General features: G+C 44.4%; 14 protein-coding genes, 1 tRNA gene and 1 riboswitch. Of the genes, 6 read left to right on the forward strand and 9 right to left on the reverse strand.

The features are described from left to right. Positions 1-37: 37 nt before the first annotated feature. The 6 genes from mshL to R7Z50_RS19555 form a co-directional block, all read right to left on the reverse strand. Positions 38-1,678, reverse strand: coding sequence for a pilus (MSHA type) biogenesis protein MshL (gene mshL, locus R7Z50_RS19530; RefSeq protein WP_054575326.1), 1,641 nt, complete (start codon positions 1,676-1,678; stop codon positions 38-40). A 20-nt stretch (positions 1,679-1,698) separates the two neighbouring features. Further along, positions 1,699-2,031, reverse strand: coding sequence for a hypothetical protein (locus R7Z50_RS19535; RefSeq protein ID WP_005381196.1), 333 nt, complete (start codon positions 2,029-2,031; stop codon positions 1,699-1,701). Beyond that, positions 2,024-2,674, reverse strand: coding sequence for a type II secretion system protein GspM (gspM, locus tag R7Z50_RS19540; protein ID WP_054577143.1), 651 nt, complete (start codon positions 2,672-2,674; stop codon positions 2,024-2,026). Before gspM ends, R7Z50_RS19535 begins: the two co-directional genes overlap by 8 nt. Then, the gene (locus tag R7Z50_RS19545; RefSeq protein WP_318149215.1) at positions 2,671-4,116 is read right to left on the reverse strand and encodes an MSHA biogenesis protein MshI; all 1,446 of its coding nucleotides are present in this window, start codon (positions 4,114-4,116) and stop codon (positions 2,671-2,673) included. The genes gspM and R7Z50_RS19545 overlap by 4 nt, the downstream gene beginning before the upstream one ends. An 11-nt stretch (positions 4,117-4,127) precedes the next feature. Then, positions 4,128-6,137, reverse strand: coding sequence for an RNase E specificity factor CsrD (csrD, locus tag R7Z50_RS19550; protein ID WP_213894249.1), 2,010 nt, complete (start codon positions 6,135-6,137; stop codon positions 4,128-4,130). Between the two features lie 242 nt (positions 6,138-6,379). After that, a complete protein-coding gene (locus R7Z50_RS19555; protein WP_005381235.1) occupies positions 6,380-6,919 on the reverse strand; it encodes a single-stranded DNA-binding protein in 540 nt (179 codons plus the stop codon). Between the two features lie 277 nt (positions 6,920-7,196). Here R7Z50_RS19555 and R7Z50_RS19560 point away from each other — a divergent pair, with 277 nt between their 5' ends. The 4 genes from R7Z50_RS19560 (at position 7,197) to R7Z50_RS19575 (ending at position 13,694) form a co-directional block, all read left to right on the forward strand. Continuing rightward, entirely contained in the window at positions 7,197-7,841 is a 645-nt protein-coding gene (locus R7Z50_RS19560; RefSeq protein ID WP_033907423.1) for a LuxR C-terminal-related transcriptional regulator, read from the forward strand. Positions 7,842-8,000: 159 nt separating this feature from the next. Then, positions 8,001-8,873, forward strand: coding sequence for a UTP--glucose-1-phosphate uridylyltransferase GalU (gene galU, locus R7Z50_RS19565; protein ID WP_005381239.1), 873 nt, complete (start codon positions 8,001-8,003; stop codon positions 8,871-8,873). A 149-nt stretch (positions 8,874-9,022) separates the two neighbouring features. Next, positions 9,023-11,845 (forward strand): excinuclease ABC subunit UvrA, encoded by a 2,823-nt coding sequence (uvrA, locus tag R7Z50_RS19570; protein ID WP_318149216.1) that lies wholly within the window; start codon positions 9,023-9,025, stop codon positions 11,843-11,845. Positions 11,846-11,912: 67 nt separating this feature from the next. Further along, positions 11,913-13,694 carry a PglL family O-oligosaccharyltransferase gene (locus R7Z50_RS19575; RefSeq protein WP_318149217.1) on the forward strand — a complete coding sequence of 594 codons (1,782 nt, stop codon included), beginning with the start codon at positions 11,913-11,915 and terminating at the stop codon, positions 13,692-13,694. A 59-nt stretch (positions 13,695-13,753) separates the two neighbouring features. Here R7Z50_RS19575 and R7Z50_RS19580 read toward each other — a convergent pair whose 3' ends face one another. Next, the gene (locus R7Z50_RS19580; protein WP_033907426.1) at positions 13,754-14,875 is read right to left on the reverse strand and encodes a pyridoxal-phosphate-dependent aminotransferase family protein; all 1,122 of its coding nucleotides are present in this window, start codon (positions 14,873-14,875) and stop codon (positions 13,754-13,756) included. Between the two features lie 220 nt (positions 14,876-15,095). Beyond that, positions 15,096-15,274, forward strand: a riboswitch (Lysine riboswitch). Between the two features lie 101 nt (positions 15,275-15,375). Here R7Z50_RS19580 and lysC point away from each other — a divergent pair. Continuing rightward, positions 15,376-16,728 carry a lysine-sensitive aspartokinase 3 gene (gene lysC, locus R7Z50_RS19585; protein WP_017821324.1) on the forward strand — a complete coding sequence of 451 codons (1,353 nt, stop codon included), beginning with the start codon at positions 15,376-15,378 and terminating at the stop codon, positions 16,726-16,728. A gap of 86 nt (positions 16,729-16,814) precedes the next feature. Here the strand turns inward: lysC and metH are convergent, their stop codons facing one another. Continuing rightward, positions 16,815-20,495: a methionine synthase gene (metH, locus tag R7Z50_RS19590; RefSeq protein ID WP_154204997.1), complete on the reverse strand. Its 3,681-nt coding sequence runs from the start codon at positions 20,493-20,495 to the stop codon at positions 16,815-16,817. Positions 20,496-20,686: 191 nt separating this feature from the next. Between metH and R7Z50_RS19595 the strand changes: the two genes are divergently transcribed. Further along, the gene (locus tag R7Z50_RS19595; protein ID WP_044129501.1) at positions 20,687-22,018 is read left to right on the forward strand and encodes a cation:proton antiporter; all 1,332 of its coding nucleotides are present in this window, start codon (positions 20,687-20,689) and stop codon (positions 22,016-22,018) included. 748 nt (positions 22,019-22,766) lie between these two features. Here the strand turns inward: R7Z50_RS19595 and R7Z50_RS19600 are convergent. Continuing rightward, positions 22,767-22,843 (reverse strand) — tRNA-Asp (locus R7Z50_RS19600). Positions 22,844-22,993: the final 150 nt, after the last annotated feature.

The raw sequence follows: 22,993 nt of genomic DNA on the forward strand, positions 1-22,993 counted from the left end.
TCACAAACCTATTGAAAAACAGAACCTTTCCCAGCGCTTATTGCGCATCTGGGAACCACTCTTGCAGCAGATCACGAGAGCGCTCTAGCTCTTTCTGCCAAGAGTTCACGCCAACTACGGTCGGTTTTAGCAAGATGACCAATTCTGTTTTCTCAGTTACGTTATTCACGTTGCGGAACAAATGCCCCAATGCTGGTACATCGCCCAAAAATGGGACTTTAGAAACAAGCTCACGATTTTGCTGTTTCATCAACCCGCCGATAACCACAACATCGCCATCTTTAGCACGAATAACCGAGTCTGATTCACGAATAGAGCTTTTCGCTAATGGCAGTTGGATGTTTTGGAAATCTCCGCCCAAGTTCAATTGCTTCACTTCTTCTGTAACTTCAATAACTGCGGGGTGAACATGCAGGAACACATTGCCTTTGTTATCAATTTGCGGAGTCACATCGAGGGAAATACCCGAGAAGAATGGCGTCAGTTCCACTTCAGGAACTGCATTTGAGTTTTCACCGTTGCCTGCATTACTCGATAGCTCGGTAACAAAGTACTCATCGGTACCGACTTTGATGACAGATTTTTGGTTGTTGGCAGCGGTAATACGAGGGCTCGAAAGGACGTTCAAGTCACCTTGCGTAGACATAAAGCTCAACACTGCATTGAAGTTACCATCCGAAATAGTCACGTTGGTTTGACCGCCCAATAGCGTGCCAATCGCATCCAATGGTGGTAATGCCGATGCAGGGCGGTTGACTACGATACTACCCGAGTTACCAATTGACGCCGATAAGTTTGACCAGTTGATGCCTTGTTGGTAGCCATCATTCAACGTCACTTCTAGGATTTTAGCTTCAAGAATGACCTGGCGCTGCATGCGCTCCTGCGATACACCTAAGAACTCGCGTACTTCGCGAATATCATCTGGAAATGCTCGAACCGTAATAACTCCCGCTTGTGGCGTTACAACCACACTTTGCCCTTTGCCTGAACCAATTAGATTCGCAACAGCTTGCTGCAGCATCGGCCAGAAATCACTTTCAGTGATGGTTTCAATGCGTGTACCACCCGTAGATGTGGTTGAGCTATCGTTGTTGTTTCCATTGTTAGAGTCTGACGAGTCAGAACTGTCTGAGCTACCACCAGAATTAGACGTACCAGCCGAGGTTACAGAGCCCGTAACAATGCTGGTTAATGAGCGACCAGAACGCTTGAACTGCAGGTAATCGACTGGAATGGTCACAGTACGCATACCTGCTGGGTAGATTTGAATAACTTTGCCAGACTTCACCACGTCATAGCCATACATATTCTGTACGACATTCAGAACTTCATCCAATGTCACATCAGACAAGTTGACAGTGATATTACCTTGTACCGATGGGTGAATCGCCACGCTGTACTCTGTGCCTTTCACCAACGAAGCGAAAAAGCTTCTTGCATCGACCGCATTCGCTTGAATACGAAAACGCTTCGAGGTGCCTTGCTCTGATGCAACGTTCGAGTCTAAATTTGGCATCAAGTCTGCCTCAACAGAAGAAGGGATTTCTTCCAATGTGCGGCTGTTCGCTTGATTGATAGATTCATTGAGCGCTTCTTTAACTTCCACTGGATTCCGATGACCCATTGAACATCCCATTAAAGAAGCAATCGCTATTCCTACAACTAATTTGCGCATATCTGATCGGGCTCTGGTTATTATTGTTTTACGTTTAAATCAAAAAGCTCTAGGTCCCACTGACGGTTACCACGCTTTAAAGTTACAAATTCACTATTAATGCTCGCGACGCGATAACCCTTAAATAGCTCGCCTTTTTCGACAAGTTTGTTATCCATAATCGCGATACAATCAGTACTTGGCTTACACACAATACTGTTGAGCTTAGGCAGTCGATACCGTTTAACTTTTGGTTTCGCTGACGTTTCAACCGCTGGCTTTTCCCAACCAAGTGGGGCCGTTGGGTCTTGGTTTGCCCAAGCGGTTCCTGCCGCTGCCATAACAAGCAATGAGATGATGAGTTTGTTAACCACCAATAAACTCCTCTCTAGATCCTAGTGTGTAGACTTCTAACACAAGCTTCGCTTTCGGGTACTCTTCGACTTTATAACTAAAGCTGCGCCAGTAATAACTCGCAGGAAGGCTCTCCAATTTATTCAGATAATTAGCAATAGAAAAATAGTCACCAGTCAGTTCCATACGAACAGGATGCACGTAGTAACCAGAGTATTGCGATGCTTCTTTATCTTCCGTTATTGGCTCAGATGGCAAGGTTTGCAGAGACAAAAGGTGAATGCCACTTTGCTGCTCCAACACATTTTCAAGCAGCTCAGCCATTTGCGAAGGTGTAATAAGATGCTCGATGATCTCCGCTAATTGCATCGAAAGATGCTGACTCTCAGCTAACAGATTAGATATCGCGCGATCAACCTCAGCATTTGGATCTTTCTTAAGTTGCGCCTGAATACGTAGCGTATCGATTTCAATCTTTTGATTGGCTTGCTTTAAATTACTTAGTTGCCTCTCATTACTGATGATCTCGTTAAGCTTTGGCTCCAATACCAGCGTAAAGAGCAACATGATCACGACAACTAAACCGCATAATGCGGTGAGCACTTTTTCACGCGTACTCATTTCGCCAAAGCGCCCTTCTAATGAGAGCCAGAATTCGTTCATTTCTCTTTATCCTCGCGCGTTTTTAGTTCAAACGTCACAATATCCTTATCATTTCGACCTATTTTGACGTCGTCAAACGTTCGACCAACCAAGCTAATTTCGTTTTTAAATTGGCTAACCCAATTTGGCACTGAGCTCGGTTTTTTCGCTAGTCCCTTCAGGTCTAAGGTATGGGTATTGATTCGAATTTCGGACAAAGAAATTTCTTGGTTTCCTAGCTTCGCTAATGATTGCATCACGCCAGAGTAACCCGTGCGTTGCGAGTCATCGTATTTCCCGACAGCTTTAAGCGAGTCTCGCTTCGCCTTGACTTCACGTTCTAAGCGGGCTTTAGCTGCCAGCTTATTATTGTCAGGTTGATGCTTACGTAGCTTGACTTGATAACGTTCAAGCTCTGACTTCATGATATCGCCTTTACTTTTTACAATAGCAATCTCATCTTCCAAACCGCTGCTCTGCCAAGTGACATAACCGTAAGAAAATAGAATTGCAGCCGCCGCAACGCCCCAAGATAACGCGATATTTTTTAGCGTCAGGAGCTCTTTTTTCGGCTTTAAGTAATCGGGATATAAGTTGACGCGTCGAGTATTTGAAGTAGCCGAAGTGTCAGCCAAAACATGTCCTGATAGCTCATGTTCTGGTGGTAATAACGGTGAAACCTTAGTACTTAAACGGTAGTTCAGAGCCTGAACAAGCTCGCTCTCATCCTCTTCATCACAGCACACTTTCAATTGATGTAATTGCACGTGGCGTAACTGAGATGAAAGATAGTCAATCGAACGTTGCAGTTCTAACGACAGACTGTCCATCTGTAAATCGCTAGACGGAACCCCCGTTAACGGTGGCGTCACACTGCGAATAGAGCGGTGGAACGCAATAGTATTTTCGACAAAAGCGCTTATACGGAAATGACCACGCACACTGCGTTGTAATAATAGGAAGTTTCCTAGTTCACCCGCAGTCTCTCCCCAAATATCGTCTTCAGGAAGAATGGCTTCTAATGGTAACTGGGCTCGACTGGCCAGTAACACAATCTTATCCAATATTTTTCGCGATAAGACATATGCTTGCACTTTGGTTGAATTCGGTAACTCGACCGCATCGGCAATAATGTCGATGGCACGCTCAGAGATCAGTTCTTTCAACAAAAACGGTAATGCGGCTGGCCATTCTTGACGCGGCATGACCGGTTTGTCGATTTGGTACATCTGGTAATAGTTATGAGAAAGAACAACCGTTAATGAATCATACGCACTCGCTGCAACGCTCAATGCTTGCTCAACGGCTTTTTCCCAATTGGACTCAGAAATATCAAATTGGTATGGACGACTACTTTTGATTGAAGATGATAAATAAACGGCGTCTGGCTGAATAACCAAAAAGCAGGAGCGATCACCACTAGATGATCGCTTAAGCTTGTCGAATAGTGCTTTGAAATCCATGATTATTATCTTTATTTTTTCCGCCAGCGATTTCGTCTTCCCAATTTAACTTGGGATTCTGATTGAGAATTCGGCAACGCTTGGGGACGAGGAAGAAACTGCTGCTCCGCAGAAAAGTAACGTCCTTGCCCACCATAAACCCCGAGCTCAATTAATGTGTTGAGCTCGTTCTGATTCTCAATTCCCACTGCTATAATTTTAGTTTTACTGTTTGCCGCCGCACCTAGCATACTGCGGACAAATAGCTGGTTTTCATGTCGTTGGTCGATTTTTGCTACTAAACTGCGATGAAGTTTAAGGTAACGAATGTCCACTTCTTTTAAATAGTGAGTGCTGACGATGGTACGCCCAGCCTGCCCAACCATTAAGTGGCACCCTAAACCGGCCAGCATTTTAGCGACTGGTCGCATAAAGTCTAAGTGTCTTACAAATTGTGCTTCAACAAACTCAAAACTGAGACACTTTCTCTGCTCACGTGACAACTGTAAGAGTTCATCACGAAACCATTTAAAGTACTCTCGGTTAGAAAATGGCGTTACATTCAAATTGAGCGCATACGATCTTGAGTTATCAAAATTATCCTTAAAATCTCTTAAGAATTTATTAATAACCGACTTATCCATTTGCGCTTCATAACCAACCTGTCTGATCGCAGAAATGAACCGAGACGCTTTAACAATCCCATTCTCAGGATCGCGAATCCGACATGTTAACTCTTCATATAATGATTTTTTATGCGTCGCGTCACTTATTGGGTGCACAGATTGTGCGTAGAGTATCACACTTTCAGGTGTAAGTGCTGTGTCAAATAACGTTCTCCACCTCACACTTCCGCGAGCTTCTTCATCGTGGTTCCATTTTTTGAAGCGACTCCAATTATTGTTATTTTGTAGTTGCGCACTACGCAAAGCAGTCTCGGCTTCATCAATGATTTGGCTGTGTCGCTCACCTTCTTTATAAGTGGTGATGCCAATATGGCACCAGTTGTCTGGATCAAGTGGCTCTGGCGGCATTAACTTTTCTAACTGGCGAATGCATTGCGAGGCGAGGTTAGCCACATCTTTCGCACTTTGGTGCGGTAGAAAAAGCGCAAAATCAGCATCGTAATAACGGGAAAATACAACATCTGGGTATCGTTGAACTAAATTGGACAATAAACTCCCAACTTCAACAATAAACTCATCCGTAATTTGCTTATCTTGCTCTTCTTCAACCAGTTTCCAGTCTTGAATACGCACTAGCAACACGGCGCCGCGAGCCCCACTTTCTAGTAACGCCGATTCCAACTTGCTATCAAATAACACTCGGTTAGCGGTACCGGTTAGCTTATCAAGGAAGGTTTGAGTTCGAATAAAGGTATCAAATCGGCTTCGCTCTTGACGCGCATCTTGTAACTCTTCGATTAATACATCGAGCGCTTCACTGGCGGTGTAAGGCCATTCTTTTTTGTCACCTTTGGCATACTGCTCCACCCTACCAGCCAGGATCATTCTGCCTCGCTCTTCGAGCATTTCGGAGCCTTCTAATTGTTCCTTAAGCCATGCCACGCCGCGCATTAAGCAGAAGATGATCAATATAACGGCAAGCGTGATCGACCAAAGCGCCTGCATTGAGTAGCTGTAACCTAAGTAAGGGGGAATTGCTTTAAAGTGAATCGTGTAATCTTGATTGTGAGTCAACTGGTACTCAGCCTCAAACAAGACTGACGCTTCCATTTGATGAGAAGTATCTTTGAAGCGATAAACAACGGCGTTGTTGGTCGACAACGTCATTTCGACAATATTGGAAGCCTGCAGCATTTTCGGCATCCAGCGCTGCATAGAATAAGCGGCGTCAGGATCTTCCATCTCCTTGTCGACCACCTCTACGATCCCTTCTAAATAATGGGTGAGATATTCCTGCCCAAGACGTTTAAAAGAGAGGGTGCCACCGACAAACAAGATAAACATGGCGCAGATAACGATCATGGTGACGAAGGCCACCAGCCGTGTGCTTAACTTAAGAGTTGGGGTATACCTCATGAATACCAAATTCCTTTTTTATTCATCATATACCTTATTGAAATATTTATACTTGATAAGAGTTCATCAAACAATCGGATTAGTCTGATAGTGAGAGGCTGGAGCATAAAGAAAATCACACTCATTGATAAGTTTTATTGTTACGCCTAACCTTGCCAAGATAAGCCTGTGAGATCATTAGATTGCGACAATAAAAAAGGCCGCGATATTCGCGGCCTTTTCGATTCAAGCATAAGCAGAATTTAGAACGGGATATCGTCGTCAAAATCCATTGGTGGCTCATTGTACTGCTGCTGTGATTGCTGCGGAGCCTGTTGTTGTGGTTGCTGTTGCTGAGGCGCATTGTACTGCTGCTGAGCTGGCTGTTGAGGCTGACCCCATCCACCTTGTTGCTGCTGTTGACCGCCCATAGGTGCGCCGCCACCTTGAGCACGACCGCCAAGCATTTGCATCACACCATTGAAGCCTTGAACAACGACTTCAGTTGAGTAGCGATCTTGACCACTTTGATCTTGCCATTTGCGAGTTTGCAGTTGCCCTTCAATGTAGACTTGAGAGCCTTTACGCAAGTACTCACCTGCTACTTCCGCAAGTTTGCCGAACAACACAACACGGTGCCATTCCGTTTTTTCGCGCTGTTCGCCAGTCGCTTTATCACGCCATGAATCAGAAGTCGCAATAGTAATGTTTGCTACTGCACCGCCATTCGGCATGTAACGAATTTCAGGGTCGTTACCTAGATTCCCCACCAAAATAACTTTGTTAATTCCACGGCTGGCCATGATGTGCTCCGTTTCACTCTGGATATATAAAATTTTAGCGCATTAGAATAGCACGCTTTAATGTTTTGATTAAAGTCTAATACCATTGTGATCTATTGAGTCACCCTCTAGAACCCAAATCGTATTTCAACTTACGTGTGTAGCATTTTTGATTCGCGTTGCAGACATCGTTTCGTGAAGCTTTGAATTCGAACGCATTTATTCAGTAAAGCGATGGTTATGGCCTCTCTTTAATGCCAGTTTATGGCTTCTATTGAACCCAGGGAGATTGGAACACGTGAGAAAGTCGGCTTACGCAAGAAAGCTATTTCTGATCAGTATGGAAGATAATGCGCAAAAAAAAGTGGCGGCACTCGAAAAGTACATTGATATGAGCATCCCGGTGATTTCAACCGAAGCACTCATGGAAGCCAAGCCACAACACCGTAATAAAATTCTACTGATCGACTTCAGTGAACATAAATCACTTGTTCAATCGATCAAAAACTTGCCTCTTGTATGGAAAAACTTTGAAACCGTTGTCTTCAACGTGCCTAAAAGACTAACCACGGATGAACTTCTTTCATTTGGTCAATTAAAAGGTGTGTTTTATTCTGAAGATACGCTAGAGCAAATTGGAGAAGGGTTAAAAGGCATTGTTAACGGTCAAAACTGGCTGCCGCGTAATGTAACCAGTCAACTTTTACACTATTACCGCAATGTCATTAATACTCATACTGCACCAGCTACGGTAGACCTAACCATTCGTGAGCTACAAGTACTGCGTTGCCTACAAGCTGGCGCCTCGAACAGTCAGATGGCCGAAGAGTTATTCGTCAGTGAATTCACCATCAAATCGCACTTGTATCAGATATTCAAAAAGCTATCCGTAAAGAACCGAGTACAGGCAATCGCCTGGGCAGACCAAAACTTAATGTCGTGATGCAATGTGAGCGGCTCTGATAACTGAAATGACGAGTCGCTCATCTTTTTTCCGCACCGAGTCTCACATTTTTTCCTACTTTATTCATGATTCATTGATACCTCTCGTGTTAAAGTTATGCGCAGATTCTTGATAAAAACGAGATAGGATATTCCCCCAATGATAAAAAAATGTCTGTTCCCTGCTGCAGGCTATGGCACACGCTTCCTACCGGCAACGAAATCTATGCCAAAAGAGATGATGCCAGTCGTGAACAAACCGCTTATTGAATACGGTGTCGAAGAAGCAATCCAAGCTGGTATGAACGGCATGTGTATTGTGACAGGTCGTGGCAAGCACTCGATCATGGACCACTTTGATAAGAACTACGAACTGGAACATCAGATTAGCGGTACCAACAAAGAAGAGCTGTTGGTAGATATCCGTGAAATCATTGAATCTGCAAACTTCACTTATATACGTCAACGCGAAATGAAAGGCTTGGGCCACGCGATTCTAACTGGACGAGAATTGGTAGGCGATGAGCCATTTGCTGTTGTTCTTGCTGATGACCTTTGTGTGAACGAGCAAGAGGGCGTACTGGCTCAGATGGTGGCACTATTTAAGCAGTTCCGCTGTTCTATCGTTGCAGTGCAAGAAGTACCAGCCGAAGAAACACACAAATACGGCGTTATCTCTGGTGAAATGATCAAAGACGACATCTACCGTGTAGACGACATGGTAGAAAAACCAGAGAAAGGCACGGCGCCTAGCAACCTTGCTATCATTGGCCGCTACATCCTGACTCCCGATATTTTTGAACTGATCGAAAACACTGAACCTGGTAAAGGTGGTGAAATTCAAATCACGGACGCGCTGCTTAAACAAGCAAAAGCGGGCTGTGTATTGGCTTACAAATTCAAGGGCAAACGCTTTGACTGTGGTAGCGTTGAAGGTTACATCGAAGCAACTAACTATTGTTTTGAAAACCTGTATCTAAAAGATGAAAAAACCTCTGAGCTAGGTAAGCACGCAACACAAAAAGCAGTATAAAGCATCGTCTTAGTACGAAATTACTGTATCGAAAGCCCAGCACAACGCTGGGCTTTTTACTTTACTGTTTTTTTATCCAGTAATTTTCTTTGCACATTTCTCACACTATGTAATACTTGCCCCACTTGGTTATACATAGAGCAAAAACGATGGATAAAATAGAAGTTCGCGGTGCCCGAACCCATAACCTTAAAGACATTAATCTTACAATCCCTCGCGATAAACTGATTGTCATTACTGGACTAAGTGGCTCCGGTAAATCCTCTCTCGCTTTCGATACATTGTATGCAGAAGGCCAACGACGCTACGTAGAGTCTCTCTCTGCCTACGCTCGTCAGTTTTTGTCTCTGATGGAAAAACCCGATGTCGACCACATTGAAGGGTTATCACCCGCGATTTCTATTGAACAGAAATCTACTTCTCATAACCCGCGTTCAACCGTCGGTACAATTACCGAAGTCTACGACTACTTACGTCTATTGTATGCTCGTGTGGGCGAACCCCGCTGTCCAACGCATCATGCCCCTCTTGCCGCGCAAACCATCAGCCAAATGGTGGACAAAGTCCTAGAGATGCCGGAAGGCAGCAAAATGATGCTATTGGCGCCTATTGTCAAAGAACGTAAAGGTGAGCATGTTAAAACGCTTGAGAACTTAGCGGCTCAAGGCTTTATTCGTGCGCGTATTGATGGAGAAACTTGCGATCTTTCCGATCCTCCAACCCTTGAGCTACATAAAAAGCACACCATTGAAGTCGTGGTAGACCGCTTTAAAGTTCGTCCAGACTTACAACAGCGCTTGGCCGAATCTTTCGAGACCACGCTCGAATTATCAGGCGGAATTGCGGTTGTCGCGCCAATGGATGGCGACGGTGAAGAGATTATTTTCTCCGCCAACTTCGCTTGTCCACAATGTGGTTACAGCATGCAAGAGTTAGAGCCGCGACTTTTCTCATTCAACAACCCTGCTGGTGCATGTGGCACTTGTGATGGTTTGGGTGTGCAGCAATACTTCGATCCAAGTCGAGTCATTCAAGATGATTCATTAAGCTTGGCACAAGGTGCGATTCGCGGTTGGGATCAAAAGAACTACTACTACTTCCAAATGCTCACCTCATTGGCCGATCATTATGGTTTTGACCTCCATGCCCCTTTTAATTCTCTGCCAAAGAAAACACAAGATGTCATTCTAAAGGGCTCAGGTCGTACTGAGATTGAGTTTAAATACATCAACGATCGTGGCGATATTCGCGTTAAACGCCATCCATTCGAAGGTATTCTGAATACCCTAGAACGTCGCTATCGTGATACAGAATCCAACTCTGTCCGTGAAGAGCTTGCAAAATACATCTCCACTAAATCTTGTTCAAGCTGTGGCGGTACTCGTCTACGCCTTGAAGCACGTAACGTGTTTATTGCTGATACGACACTACCTGAGATTGTTGAACTCAGCATTGCTGATGCATTGGAATTCTTCCATTCCTTGAAACTGGAAGGTCAACGCGCCCAAATCGCTGAAAAAGTGATGAAGGAAATCAACGACCGTCTGCAATTCTTAGTTAACGTCGGTTTGAACTACCTAAACTTATCACGCAGTGCAGAAACCTTATCAGGCGGTGAAGCTCAACGTATTCGTTTAGCAAGCCAAATTGGTGCAGGTCTTGTTGGTGTGATGTATGTTCTGGATGAACCGTCGATTGGCCTCCACCAGCGTGATAATGAACGCTTATTAAAAACGCTCACTCATTTGCGCGATTTAGGTAATACCGTACTTGTGGTAGAACACGATGAAGATGCGATTCGCTGTGCAGATCATGTCATAGATATTGGTCCTGGTGCTGGCGTACATGGTGGTAATGTTGTTGCGGAAGGCACCATGGAAGAGATAATCGCAAATCCGAATTCTCTGACAGGTCAGTACTTAAGTGGTGTTAAAGAAATCGCAGTACCGAAAGATCGCACGCCGCGAGATCCGAAAAAAACGGTTGAGCTATTAGGCGCAACAGGTAATAACCTTAAAAACGTTAACCTTTCAATTCCTGTTGGGTTATTCAGCTGTATTACAGGAGTATCTGGCTCAGGTAAATCAACGCTGATTAATGATACTTTCTTTAAAATTGCGCATACCCAACTTAACGGAGCGACAACGGCTCAGCCTTCACCTTATAAATCGATTAAAGGTCTAGAGCACTTCGATAAAGTCATCGATATCGATCAAAGCCCAATTGGCCGTACACCTCGCTCTAACCCTGCAACCTATACGGGGATCTTTACACCAATCCGTGAACTGTTTGCAGGCACACAGGAGTCGCGTTCTCGCGGTTACAAACCGGGCCGTTTTAGTTTTAACGTACGCGGTGGTCGTTGTGAGGCCTGTCAGGGTGACGGTGTTATCAAAGTAGAAATGCATTTCCTACCAGATGTTTATGTGCCATGTGATGTGTGTAAAGGTAAACGCTACAACCGTGAAACGCTCGAAGTACGTTACAAAGGTAAAACTATTGATGAAGTGCTAGAAATGACGATCGAAGATGCACGCACCTTCTTCGATCCAGTTCCTGCCATCGCTCGCAAACTACAAACACTGATGGATGTGGGTTTGTCGTACATACGATTGGGTCAAGCGGCAACAACACTCTCCGGTGGTGAAGCACAGCGTGTGAAACTGGCGCGAGAGCTATCCAAACGTGATACAGGAAAAACCTTGTACATTTTGGATGAACCAACAACCGGCTTGCACTTCCATGATATCCAGCAGTTGCTCACTGTACTGCACAGGCTTCGCGACCACGGAAATACTGTCGTGGTGATCGAGCATAACCTGGACGTCATTAAGACTGCGGACTGGATTATCGATCTTGGTCCTGAAGGGGGTCAGGGTGGCGGCGAGATAATCGCTCAAGGCACTCCGGAAGATGTGTCGCAAATCGAGGGTTCGCACACAGCTCACTTCCTCAAGCCTATGTTGAAGTAGAAAAAACAGGTAAAGTATCGAGACCAGCAAGTGCTGGTCTTTTTTCATTCAAAACAACGCAATAACTATGGCTACTATACATGTAAGTGGAACAAAGCTTTCTCCCGAAAAAGTACAGGTTCCCCTCAATCGCAAGTTTCTCATTGCCTTGGCAACACTATTTGTGTTGGCAATGCACTTTTTCATGCCCAACCCCGGCGGTTCGGGGCTTTCGCTTTCGTTCAATGCGACAACTTGGATTGCTTTTAGCTTTGCATTAGGCATTGGGTGTTACCAACTTGCGAATAATCGAGTACTACGTTACTCAAAACTAACCATCGGCTTGTTCATTAGTGCTCTTATCATGACGGTGCCCATTCTGTACCCAAATGCGAATAGCAGTTTGGCAGCCAATAAGCTCATTGGCCTGTGGTGTGGTGTCCTGTTCTTTATTGTCTTACAACAATTTCATTTCAGTAATAAACATCGCCAACGCCTATTATGGTTCATTGTCCTTGCGGTTGTTATCCAAGCCATTTTTGGTTTGACACAATATCTGTATCTCAAACCAGGCAATCCGTTTGGTTACGACACGGTGGCCAATCGTCCTTATGGTATTTTCCAACAGCCCAATGTAATGGCCAGTTTTCTTGCGACAGGGTTGGTGATTGCCAGCTATTTACTTGCACGTCAGCCCTACAAATACGATCGTAAGTTAAGCGATGTTTACCTTCTCTATGCCGTACCAGTTTTAACTTTACCACTAATTGTGGCGTTGGCTTCACGCACTGGTTGGTTAGCCTCGGTCATCGCCGTGTTGTTGGTCATTCCATACATGTACCGCTTTGCAACCAAAGGGCGCTTTATCCGCTGGGTTGTGTCACTTGTAAGTGGGCTCTTACTCTCAGTCGTTGTCATGCATCTTGCCTTTCCTGATGGAGGTGGGTTAGCTGCAGAAAAAGTAAATATGGAGTCTCCTCGAGCGTATACTTTTCCGCAAACATTAGACATGGTGATTGAAAAGCCTTTTACTGGTTATGGATATGGCAAGTTTGAATCTGAGTACATGCTGTATACGGCTCGTCAACATGCCCTAAATGAGAATTACCCAGCTGGTTTGCCAGCCATGGATCATCCGCATAACGAGCTGCTTTACTGGGGAGTAGAAGGTGGCTTGCTGCCAATACTCGGCATCTTCTTAGCGATGGCACTGGTACTGTATCGAATCTATCAAGCCAAACGCGGAACTCGTCTTGCGTTGCTGGCCTTGTTTATACCTATCGTATTGCACTCACAACTGGAATACCCTTTCTACCACTCTCTCGTGCATTGGTTGATCTTCGTTATCCTACTGTACTGGGTCGATCAGCGCGTCTCTCGTTATCGACAAGTCGGCTTTAGTAATGTAACCAAAAGCTTGCTGCGTGTTTTTAGTTTGGTACTTCCCGTTGCGTTTACGTTTTACATGGTAAGCGCATTACATACGAATTATGTATTGACGAAGTTTGAGACCACTAGACCAACTAACCCTGATATTCTGAATCAAGTCAGTAACCCTGTAGTTTGGAAAGACAGGTTTGATTGGGATGTCTATAGCACGTTTTTAAACCTTGGGCTGTACCAACAAGACGCAACCTTGATTCAGCCTTATATCGATTGGTCGCTAAAAATCATCAAAGATAAGCCTCGCCCTGCATTTTATAATAATTTGATTTTGGCCTACCAAGGCTTAGATGACTCAAGTAAAGCGGAGCAAATTAGAGCTGAAGCGCAGTTTTTGTTCCCGAAGATTGATTTCAGTGACGTCAATTACCAGCCACCTTCTCAAGCAATATCTGCCTCACCAGCCCCCACTTCAGGAGCTGAGTAATAAATACCAAAAAGCGAAGGGATGACCTTCGCTTTTCTTTATCTCATTGCTGTATGATTTTATTCAGTGAGTGACTCTTCTAACGCTTTTAAGCACAGCGCAACGTTTTCAGATCGAGCGCCGTAACCCATTAAGCCAATACGCCACGCTTTACCAGCTAATGCCCCAAGGCCTGCACCAATTTCTAGGTTATAGGTTTCTAGCAAGTGAGCACGAACTTTTGCTTCATCAACTCCTTCAGGCACGTAAATCGCATTTAATTGTGGCAACCGATGGGCTTCGTCCACAACAAATTCAAAGCCTAACTTTTGTAAGCCATTTTTGAGTTTTTCATGCATCAGTTGGTGACGAGCCCAAGCGTTTTCTAATCCTTCATTTTTCAGTATCAATAAAGCTTCATGAAGCGCATACAAGCTATTAACTGGCGCCGTATGATGGTAACTACGCTTGCCTTCTCCACTCCAATACCCCAAAACTAAACTCTGATCGAGGAACCAACTCTGTACTGGTGTTGTTCTTGCTTGAATCTTTTCAATCGCGGCAGGAGAAAACGTCACTGGTGAGAGCCCAGGTACACATGACAAACATTTTTGACTACCAGAGTAAACCGCATCCAGTTGCCATTCATCCACTTTTAACGGCACACCACCAAGCGATGTCACCGCATCAACAATAGATAATGCATTATGCTGTTTCGCCAGCTTACCCAATGCTTGAGCATCACTGACTGCACCAGTTGAGGTTTCCGCATGCACAAAAGCAAGAATTTTTGTATCTGGGTGCTGTTCGAGTGCTTGCTCGACTTTATCAATGGAAACAGGCGTCCCCCATTCATCATCGACGATAACAACTTCGCCACCAGCACGGACGACATTTTCGCGCATGCGTTCACCAAATACACCGTTACGGCAGACGATCACTTTGTCGCCTTTCTCGATCAAGTTTACAAAGCAGGTTTCCATCCCTGCGCTACCAGGCGCTGAAACCGCAATAGTGAACTCATTGTCAGTTTGAAAGGCATACTTCAATAGCTGCTTGAGCTCATCCATCATACCGATAAACAGAGGATCAAGGTGACCTACCGTAGGACGGCTTAGTGCTTGTAACACTTGAGGATAAATATCAGAAGGACCAGGTCCCATTAAAATACGGTGAGGCGGAATAAAGCTTTGGATCGACATGTCAGCTCCTTGATTATCTTTTATCCTGAGCATTCTAAAAGTTCTATTCAATAACATGGCTCAGGTGTAGGGTTCTTCACCCTAATAGATTTTTCCTCTATCAGCAATTAGCCGTAAGTATGGAGGTCAAACCAGTGTCACAAAATCGTTAATAAAAAACACCATAACGGTTGAAATATTGATTGACATTAAGGCCTCAAAACCGTTCAATGTTTGAGCTTTATGTAGAAGAGGAGCGCTACCCAGGTAGATGATTTGTGGAACCGCAATTCCAACACCAATCATTGAGGGGGAGTAGTGCCGAGGTAAGTCAAAGTTGCAGGATTTGACTTGTCGGTTGAATTGGGCTGAATCCCATCAACTGTCATCAGCGCAGTCTGATGAAGGGCTTCTGAGGGTAAATTTTTCAAATAGCATTCTAAATACCTCTCTTTTTGCTCTGTTCCTTTTCTCACTAAACATTGGATGTACAATTTTTTAGGAAGTCGTGGGAGAACGCAGTGAGCGCATTTAACGTAGCTAAATTCGGTGGAACCAGTGTTGCCAACTTTGAGGCAATGAGTCGTTGCGCCACCATTATCGAAAACAATCCAAATACTCGCCTGGTCGTGAGCAGCGCTTGCTCTGGCGTCACCAACCTATTGGTAGAACTCGCCAACGGTGTTCAGGATCAAACGCACCGTACTGAGCTGCTGCAAAATCTGGCCAACATTCATGACGCCATTTTAACTCAGCTCGAAGACAGCACGAAAACTGCTGCCGAGGTGTATGGCATATTAGATACCGTAACCAGCCTGGCCGAGGCTGCATCTATCCAAGCTAGTGCGAAGTTAACCGATCATTTAGTCGCATGTGGCGAACTCATGTCGACGCATATTCTAACTCAGTTAATGTGTGAGCGAGGCATTCAAGCTGTGCGCTTTGATATCCGCGATGTGCTGCGTACTGATGACAACTTTGGTCGCGCAGAGCCAAACATTGAAGCAATTTCGACGCTTGCGCAAGATAAACTCGTACCACTTTGCCAACAATCCGTTGTTGTTACTCAAGGCTTCATAGGATCTGACGAAGCCGGTAATACAACAACACTAGGTCGAGGAGGCAGCGATTACAGCGCCGCCTTAATTGCTGAGAGCGTCAAAGCGGCAGGGTTAGAAATCTGGACTGATGTTCCGGGCATCTACACAACAGACCCGCGAATTGCGCCAAAAGCCTCACCAATTCCTGAGATCAGCTTTAGTGAAGCTTCAGAAATGGCTAACTTTGGCGCTAAAATCCTTCACCCTTCTACGCTAGTACCTGCATTGCGCCACGACATTCCGGTATTTGTGGGGTCATCGAAAGAGCCTGAAAAAGGGGGAACTTGGATTCGCCACCAAGTCGAAAGCTCACCGTTATTCCGTGCGCTAGCTTTGCGTTGTAACCAAACCATGGTAACGCTACGCAGCGCCAATATGTTCCACGCATACGGTTTCTTAGCAAAGGTCTTTGAGATCCTTGCAAAGCATAAGATCTCTGTCGATTTGATCACGACATCTGAAATCAGTGTATCGTTAACACTTGATCAAACTGATACATCTGGCGGAGCACCACAGCTGCCGCAAGCTGCACGAGAAGAGTTAGAAGAGTTATGTAAGGTAGAAGTTGAACATGACCTATGCCTCGTTGCTCTCATTGGTAACAACATGAGTGAGAGTAAAGGCTACGCGAAACAGGTTTTTGGCACGCTAGAAGATTTTAACCTACGCATGATTTGTTATGGCGCTAGCCCTCACAACTTATGCTTCTTGCTCCATGAATCGGTATCGAAACAAGCCATACAAAAACTCCACACGGAGTTGTTTGAGAAGTAAGTTCAACTCAATAAAACAAAGGGCTGCGTATCTGCAGCCCTTTGTTGTTTCATTAGTTGTTATATTTGGACGAGGTAAACATCAATTTAACCATTAATGTTTGGCCCTAACCATTTTTCAGCCTCGATCCTATCCCACCCCTTACGATCGGCGTAACTCTCTAGCTGATCTTCTTGGATCTGTGCGATCGCAAAGTAACGTGAGTCAGGATGAGAGAAGTACCAACCAGATACTGACGCACCCGGATACATTGCATAGCTGGAGGTTAGAGTCATGCCAATATTCTCTTCCACATTAAGTAGCTCCCAAAGCGGTCCTTTTTCAGTATGCTCAGGGCACGCTGGATAACCTGGTGCAGGGCGAATACCTTGGTATTTTTCACGAATGAGATCATCGTTAGATAAATCTTCATCCGCAGCATAACCCCAAATTTCTTTACGGACACGCTCATGCAAATACTCAGCAAACGCTTCGGCTAGGCGATCCGCCACCGCTTGAATCATAATTGCGTTGTAATCATCTCCCTGTGCTTTGTATTCATCAGCAAGCTCTCGTTCACCAATACCACCAGTGACAGCAAATGCCCCTATCCAATCATGTTTACCCGACTCTTTAGGTGCGATGTAGTCGGATAAACAATAGTTGAATCCTTTTGGTTTCTCGGTCTGTTGTCGCAAGTTACGTAATACTTTCACAACGTCGGTACGAGTTTCATCAGCATAAACTTCAATGTCGTCCCCCACGCTCGCAGCAGGGAATAAGCCACACATTCCACGCGCTTTTAACAGGCCTTCTCGCTCAACTCGATCAAGTAACTCGTTGGCATCTTCGAATAAACGTTTTGCTTCTTCACCAACTTCTTCATGTTGGAAAATTGTTGGATACTTACCCACAAGTGACCAAGTCATAAAGAATGGTGTCCAATCGATGTATTGACGTAATATAGCCACATCAAAATCATCGAAGATATGAATGCCAGGCTTAACAGGCACTGGAGGAGTATAAGCTTCCCAATCGATCGCAACTTTATTCGCTCGAGCCGCTTCTAATGTCACTGGTTTGGTTCTCGGTTTCTTTCGATTATGTTGATCACGTACTCGTTCGTAATCAGCTTGAAGTTTTTCAACAAATTCAGGGCGACGTTCATCTGACAGAAGAGAAGTACATACGCCCACTGCACGTGAGGCGTTGTTCACGTAAACCACTGGATGCTTGTAATTTTGCTCAATCTTAACTGCTGTATGGGCTTTTGACGTTGTTGCGCCACCGATGAGAAGAGGTAAGTTAAAGTCGAGACGCTCCATCTCTTTTGCAACATGCACCATTTCGTCTAATGAAGGCGTGATCAACCCTGATAAACCAATAATATCGACGTTTTCTTCTTGCGCTACTTTTAAGATCTTTTCGCAAGGAACCATGACACCAAGATCGATAATTTCGTAGTTATTGCACTGCAATACAACGCCAACGATATTTTTCCCGATATCATGTACATCACCTTTGACCGTCGCTAGCAAAATCTTACCGTTTGTTTGTCCCACCTGCTTTTCTGCATTGATGTAGGGCTCCAGATGCGCGACTGCTTGCTTCATCACTCGTGCAGATTTTACGACCTGAGGAAGGAACATCTTACCTTCACCAAACAAGTCTCCGACGACGTTCATCCCATCCATTAGTGGGCCTTCAATCACCTCTAATGGCTTTGAAGCGTTGACACGAGCCTCTTCGGTATCATCAACGATGAACTCAGTTATTCCTTTCACTAACGCGTGCTCTAAGCGCTTTTCAACAGGCCAAGTTCTCCACTCAAGTGCAGAGGCATCCTCCTCTTTACCTACCCCTTTGCCTGCATATTCCGCCGCGATATCTAACAATCTCTCAGTGGCGTCATCACGACGGTTAAGAACGACATCTTCCACAGCCTCACGCAATTTTTCAGGCACGTTATCGTAGATTTCTAACTGACCCGCATTCACAATCCCCATATCCATACCATTTTTAAAACAGTGGTAGAGGAACACCGCGTGAATCGCTTCACGTACATAGTTATTGCCACGGAAAGAGAATGAGACGTTAGAAACACCACCCGAGATCATCGCATGTGGTAAATCACGTTTGATATCGCCAACGGCTTCAATGAAATCCACCGCGTAGTTATTATGCTCCTCGATCCCCGTAGCAATGGCAAAAATGTTTGGGTCAAAAATGATGTCTTCTGGTGGAAAGCCCACTTCATCAACAAGAATTCGGTAAGCGTTGGTACAAATTTCTACTTTGCGCTCACGTGTATCTGCTTGCCCAATCTCATCAAACGCCATCACAATCACAGCCGCACCGTAACGGCGGATCAACTTAGCTTGTTCAACGAATTTCTCTTTGCCTTCTTTGAGAGAGATCGAGTTAACAATGCCTTTGCCTTGGATGCACTTAAGACCGGCTTCAATAACCTCCCACTTGGAAGAGTCAACCATGATTGGTACTTTTGAGATTTCAGGTTCTGACGCACAAAGGTTTAAAAAGCGAACCATACAAGCTTGTGCATCCAACATGCCTTCATCCATGTTGATATCGATAATTTGAGCGCCATTTTCAACTTGTTGACGAGCCACATCGAGCGCTTCATCGTACAGCTCTTCTTTAATCAAGCGCTTAAAACGCGCAGAACCGGTTACATTCGTACGCTCACCGACATTGATAAATAAAGAGTCTTTATCAATCGCGAGCGGCTCTAAGCCAGACAAGCGACAAGCAACGGGAAGTTCAGGTAATTGACGAGGGGCGATATTTTCAACCGCGAGTGCCATTTGGCGAATGTGCTCAGGAGTTGTACCACAACACCCACCAATCAAGTTTAAAAAGCCACTTTGAGCCCACTCTTTAACATGCTTAGCCATATCTTCTGGCGACAAATCGTATTCGCCGAATGCATTCGGAAGCCCAGCATTTGGGTGAGCGGAAACAAAAGATTCTGATATACGAGAGAGCTCTTCAACATAAGGACGCAGCTCATCTGGACCAAGTGCACAGTTCAAACCAAACGAAATCGGTTTAACATGACGTAATGAGTTGTAAAACGCTTCTGTGGTTTGACCGGATAATGTCCGACCGGAAGCATCAGTAATAGTCCCCGAGATCATCACAGGTAACTCAATACCCATCTCTTCAAACACACTTTCAACAGCAAATGAACAAGCCTTAGCGTTAAGCGTATCGAAGATGGTCTCGATAAGAATAAGGTCTGAACCACCTTTAATAAGCGCTCGAGTCGATTCAGAGTAAGCCTCAACTAACTCGTCGAAAGAAACATTTCGATATCCGGGGTCATTTACATCAGGAGAAATAGAACAAGTTCGGTTTGTTGGCCCTAAAACCCCTGCGACATAACGTGGTTTATCGGGTGTTTTTGCGGTCCATTCGTCTGCAACTTCACGTGCAAGCTTGGCAGCTGCAAAGTTAATTTCTTCACTTAGGCTTTCCATCTCGTAGTCAGCCATCGCAATGGTTGTTGCGTTAAAAGTGTTGGTCTCAAGAATATCTGCACCCGCTTCTAAATATGCAGCGTGAATTTCCTTGATAAGTTGAGGCTGACTTAGAACCAACAGGTCGTTGTTACCTTTTAGATCACAATGCCAATCCGCAAAGCGCGTTCCTCGATAGTCTTGCTCTTCAAGTTTGTACCCTTGAATCATGGTTCCCATACCACCATCAATCAAAAGAATACGTTGCTTCAATTGAGCTTCAATCTGTTGTCTTACGTTACTTCCCACAGTACAGCCTCATTCCTTTAGTTATCTTTCCATCCTATCACACAAACTTCAGGAGTCTAGACGTCTAAACGTGGAATTAATGATTATTTTATCTCCTTCTTAACTTACAAAATAATCACGAAAAAATGTTTGCTATTTAAGCAGCATCAGCCGAGAATTCCATTCATAAAATGTTACAAATAGAGAGCTCTATGTCGGTCTATCATACTTTATGTTTTCTATCCGCAGCTGCGATGCTAATTGCTTTTGTAAACAGCAAGATAGGAAAGATGCAAACCACCATTGCGATTACCGCAGGTTCAATGGTGCTTTCACTTCTAATCTTAATTGCGGGTCAAAACAACTGGTTCCATCTCACCGAAATTGCGACGGAGACGGTCACAAGGATTAACTTCGAAGATTTCTTGCTCAAAGGCATTCTTGGCTTCTTACTATTTGCTGGTGGACTAGGCATCAAACTCCCGAACCTTAAAGATCAAAAGTGGGAGATCACTGTTTTAGCCCTTGGAGCTACACTGTTTTCTACGTTCTTTATTGGATTTACGCTGTATGGGTTTTGTCAGTTAATTGGCATCCAATTTGATTTGGTCTACTGCTTACTATTTGGTGCTCTAATATCGCCAACTGACCCAATCGCTGTATTGGCTATTGTGAAAAAACTCGATGCTCCTAAACGTATCTCCACTCAGATTGAAGGAGAATCGCTCTTCAATGATGGCTTCGGTTTGGTTATCTTCGTCACTCTATTTACGATTGCATTTGGCACTGAGGCACCAACTGTAGGTAGTGTCACCTTACTCTTCATCCAAGAAGCTATCGGTGGTATCACATATGGTTTCGTCCTCGGTTTGCTATTCCACTACTTGATCAGTGCCACCGATGATCACTCAATGGAATTGTTACTTACCATTGGTGTCCCAACAGCAGGTTACGCATTTGCTGAATACATCCATGTATCAGGCCCACTCGCAATGGTTGTATCCGGTATTATGATTGGCAACTGGACACGCTTTATTGGCTTTTCAAAAGAGAGTGAAGATCACCTTGACCATTTTTGGGAGCTTGTTGATGAGTTCTTGAATGGCGTGTTATTCCTACTGATCGGCATGTCGATGCTGCTCTTTGAATTCCACAAAGAAGACTGGATTATGATGGCTATTTCAGTCCCTCTTGTACTAGCAGCTCGCTATCTAAGCGTATTTCTCTCGTACATTGGCTTTAAGCGTTACAGAAAATATAACCCGTGGTCAGTACGTATTTTGACGTGGGGCGGCTTACGCGGGGGCCTTGCATTGGCAATGGCACTTTCCATTCCATCTGGTATTTGGGTGATTCAAGATAAGTTAATCGATGTAAAAGAGATTATTCTTGTAATGACCTACTCCGTCGTTGTTTTCTCTATCCTCATTCAAGGCTCAACAATCACTCCAATGATTGAAAAAGCAAAAGCAGAAGAGAAGAAGATGGAAGAGAACAACCAAGCAATAACCACTCCGGAACATACGGAGACAGTGGACTCTTAAAGACACGTAACTTAATAAATAAAAAGCAGCTACCTAGCTGCTTTTTTCATAACTAATTTTCAGACTCCCCTTCAAGGACGAAGGCTCCTTATTCTTTGATATACCATCAAATATACGAAGAATCGCTACGCTACATTTTCATAGATACTAACTATTGCTGATAGATAGTATTCATAGACGAGCCTTTTAATTTACCCATTTTCATCTGTATCACTTCTCTTACCTTGGCAATATAGGCTCCTCGCAAACATCAAAGCTAAACTTCCACAATACTTAGCAATGAGCGAGTTTGTATTTTTATGAGAAAGAGGCATTTAGGGTAATTGCGTTCAGAACCCAAACAGGTTAGCAACCTCACCAAGATAAAACTGAGCTAGCATTCAGGTAGATCAAAGCCTTAACAGAAATGTAGCCCCCCTCCCTCTTGATCTCAGTGAGACTAAACTTGTATTCAAAGTCCTCCTGTTTTCAAATTAGAAACAAGCGACACTTCAAACAATTAAACTCTGTCACATAACTAGATTTTCTAATATCGAATAAAAGGAGCTTTGGTTAGAGCTTGGTATCGGAATAAGGCTAAGACTAAGGCACAGAGTTACATGCTAGCTCGTTCACGACGATATTAAAACCATGTGAAGAGGGTAGTGTAACTCTAGATGCAAGGTTTCAATATGAAAGTGAGTTTCAGGTAAGTCGGGGGAACCAGAACGAAAAAAGCCTCAGTCTTTCGACTGAGGCTTAATATAAGTGGCGGAGTGGACGGGACTCGAACCCGCGACCCCCGGCGTGACAGGCCGGTATTCTAACCAACTGAACTACCACTCCGCAGTGGTATCACTCGCTTTAATAAGCAAGCGTCCGCTTTTGTCTTCACTTTTCGAAAAAGTGAAAATAAAACTAAAGCCTGGCGATGTCCTACTCTCACATGGGGAAGCCCCACACTACCATCGGCGCTATTTCGTTTCACTTCTGAGT

The organism is Vibrio sp. 1249-1 (genome assembly GCF_033340495.1).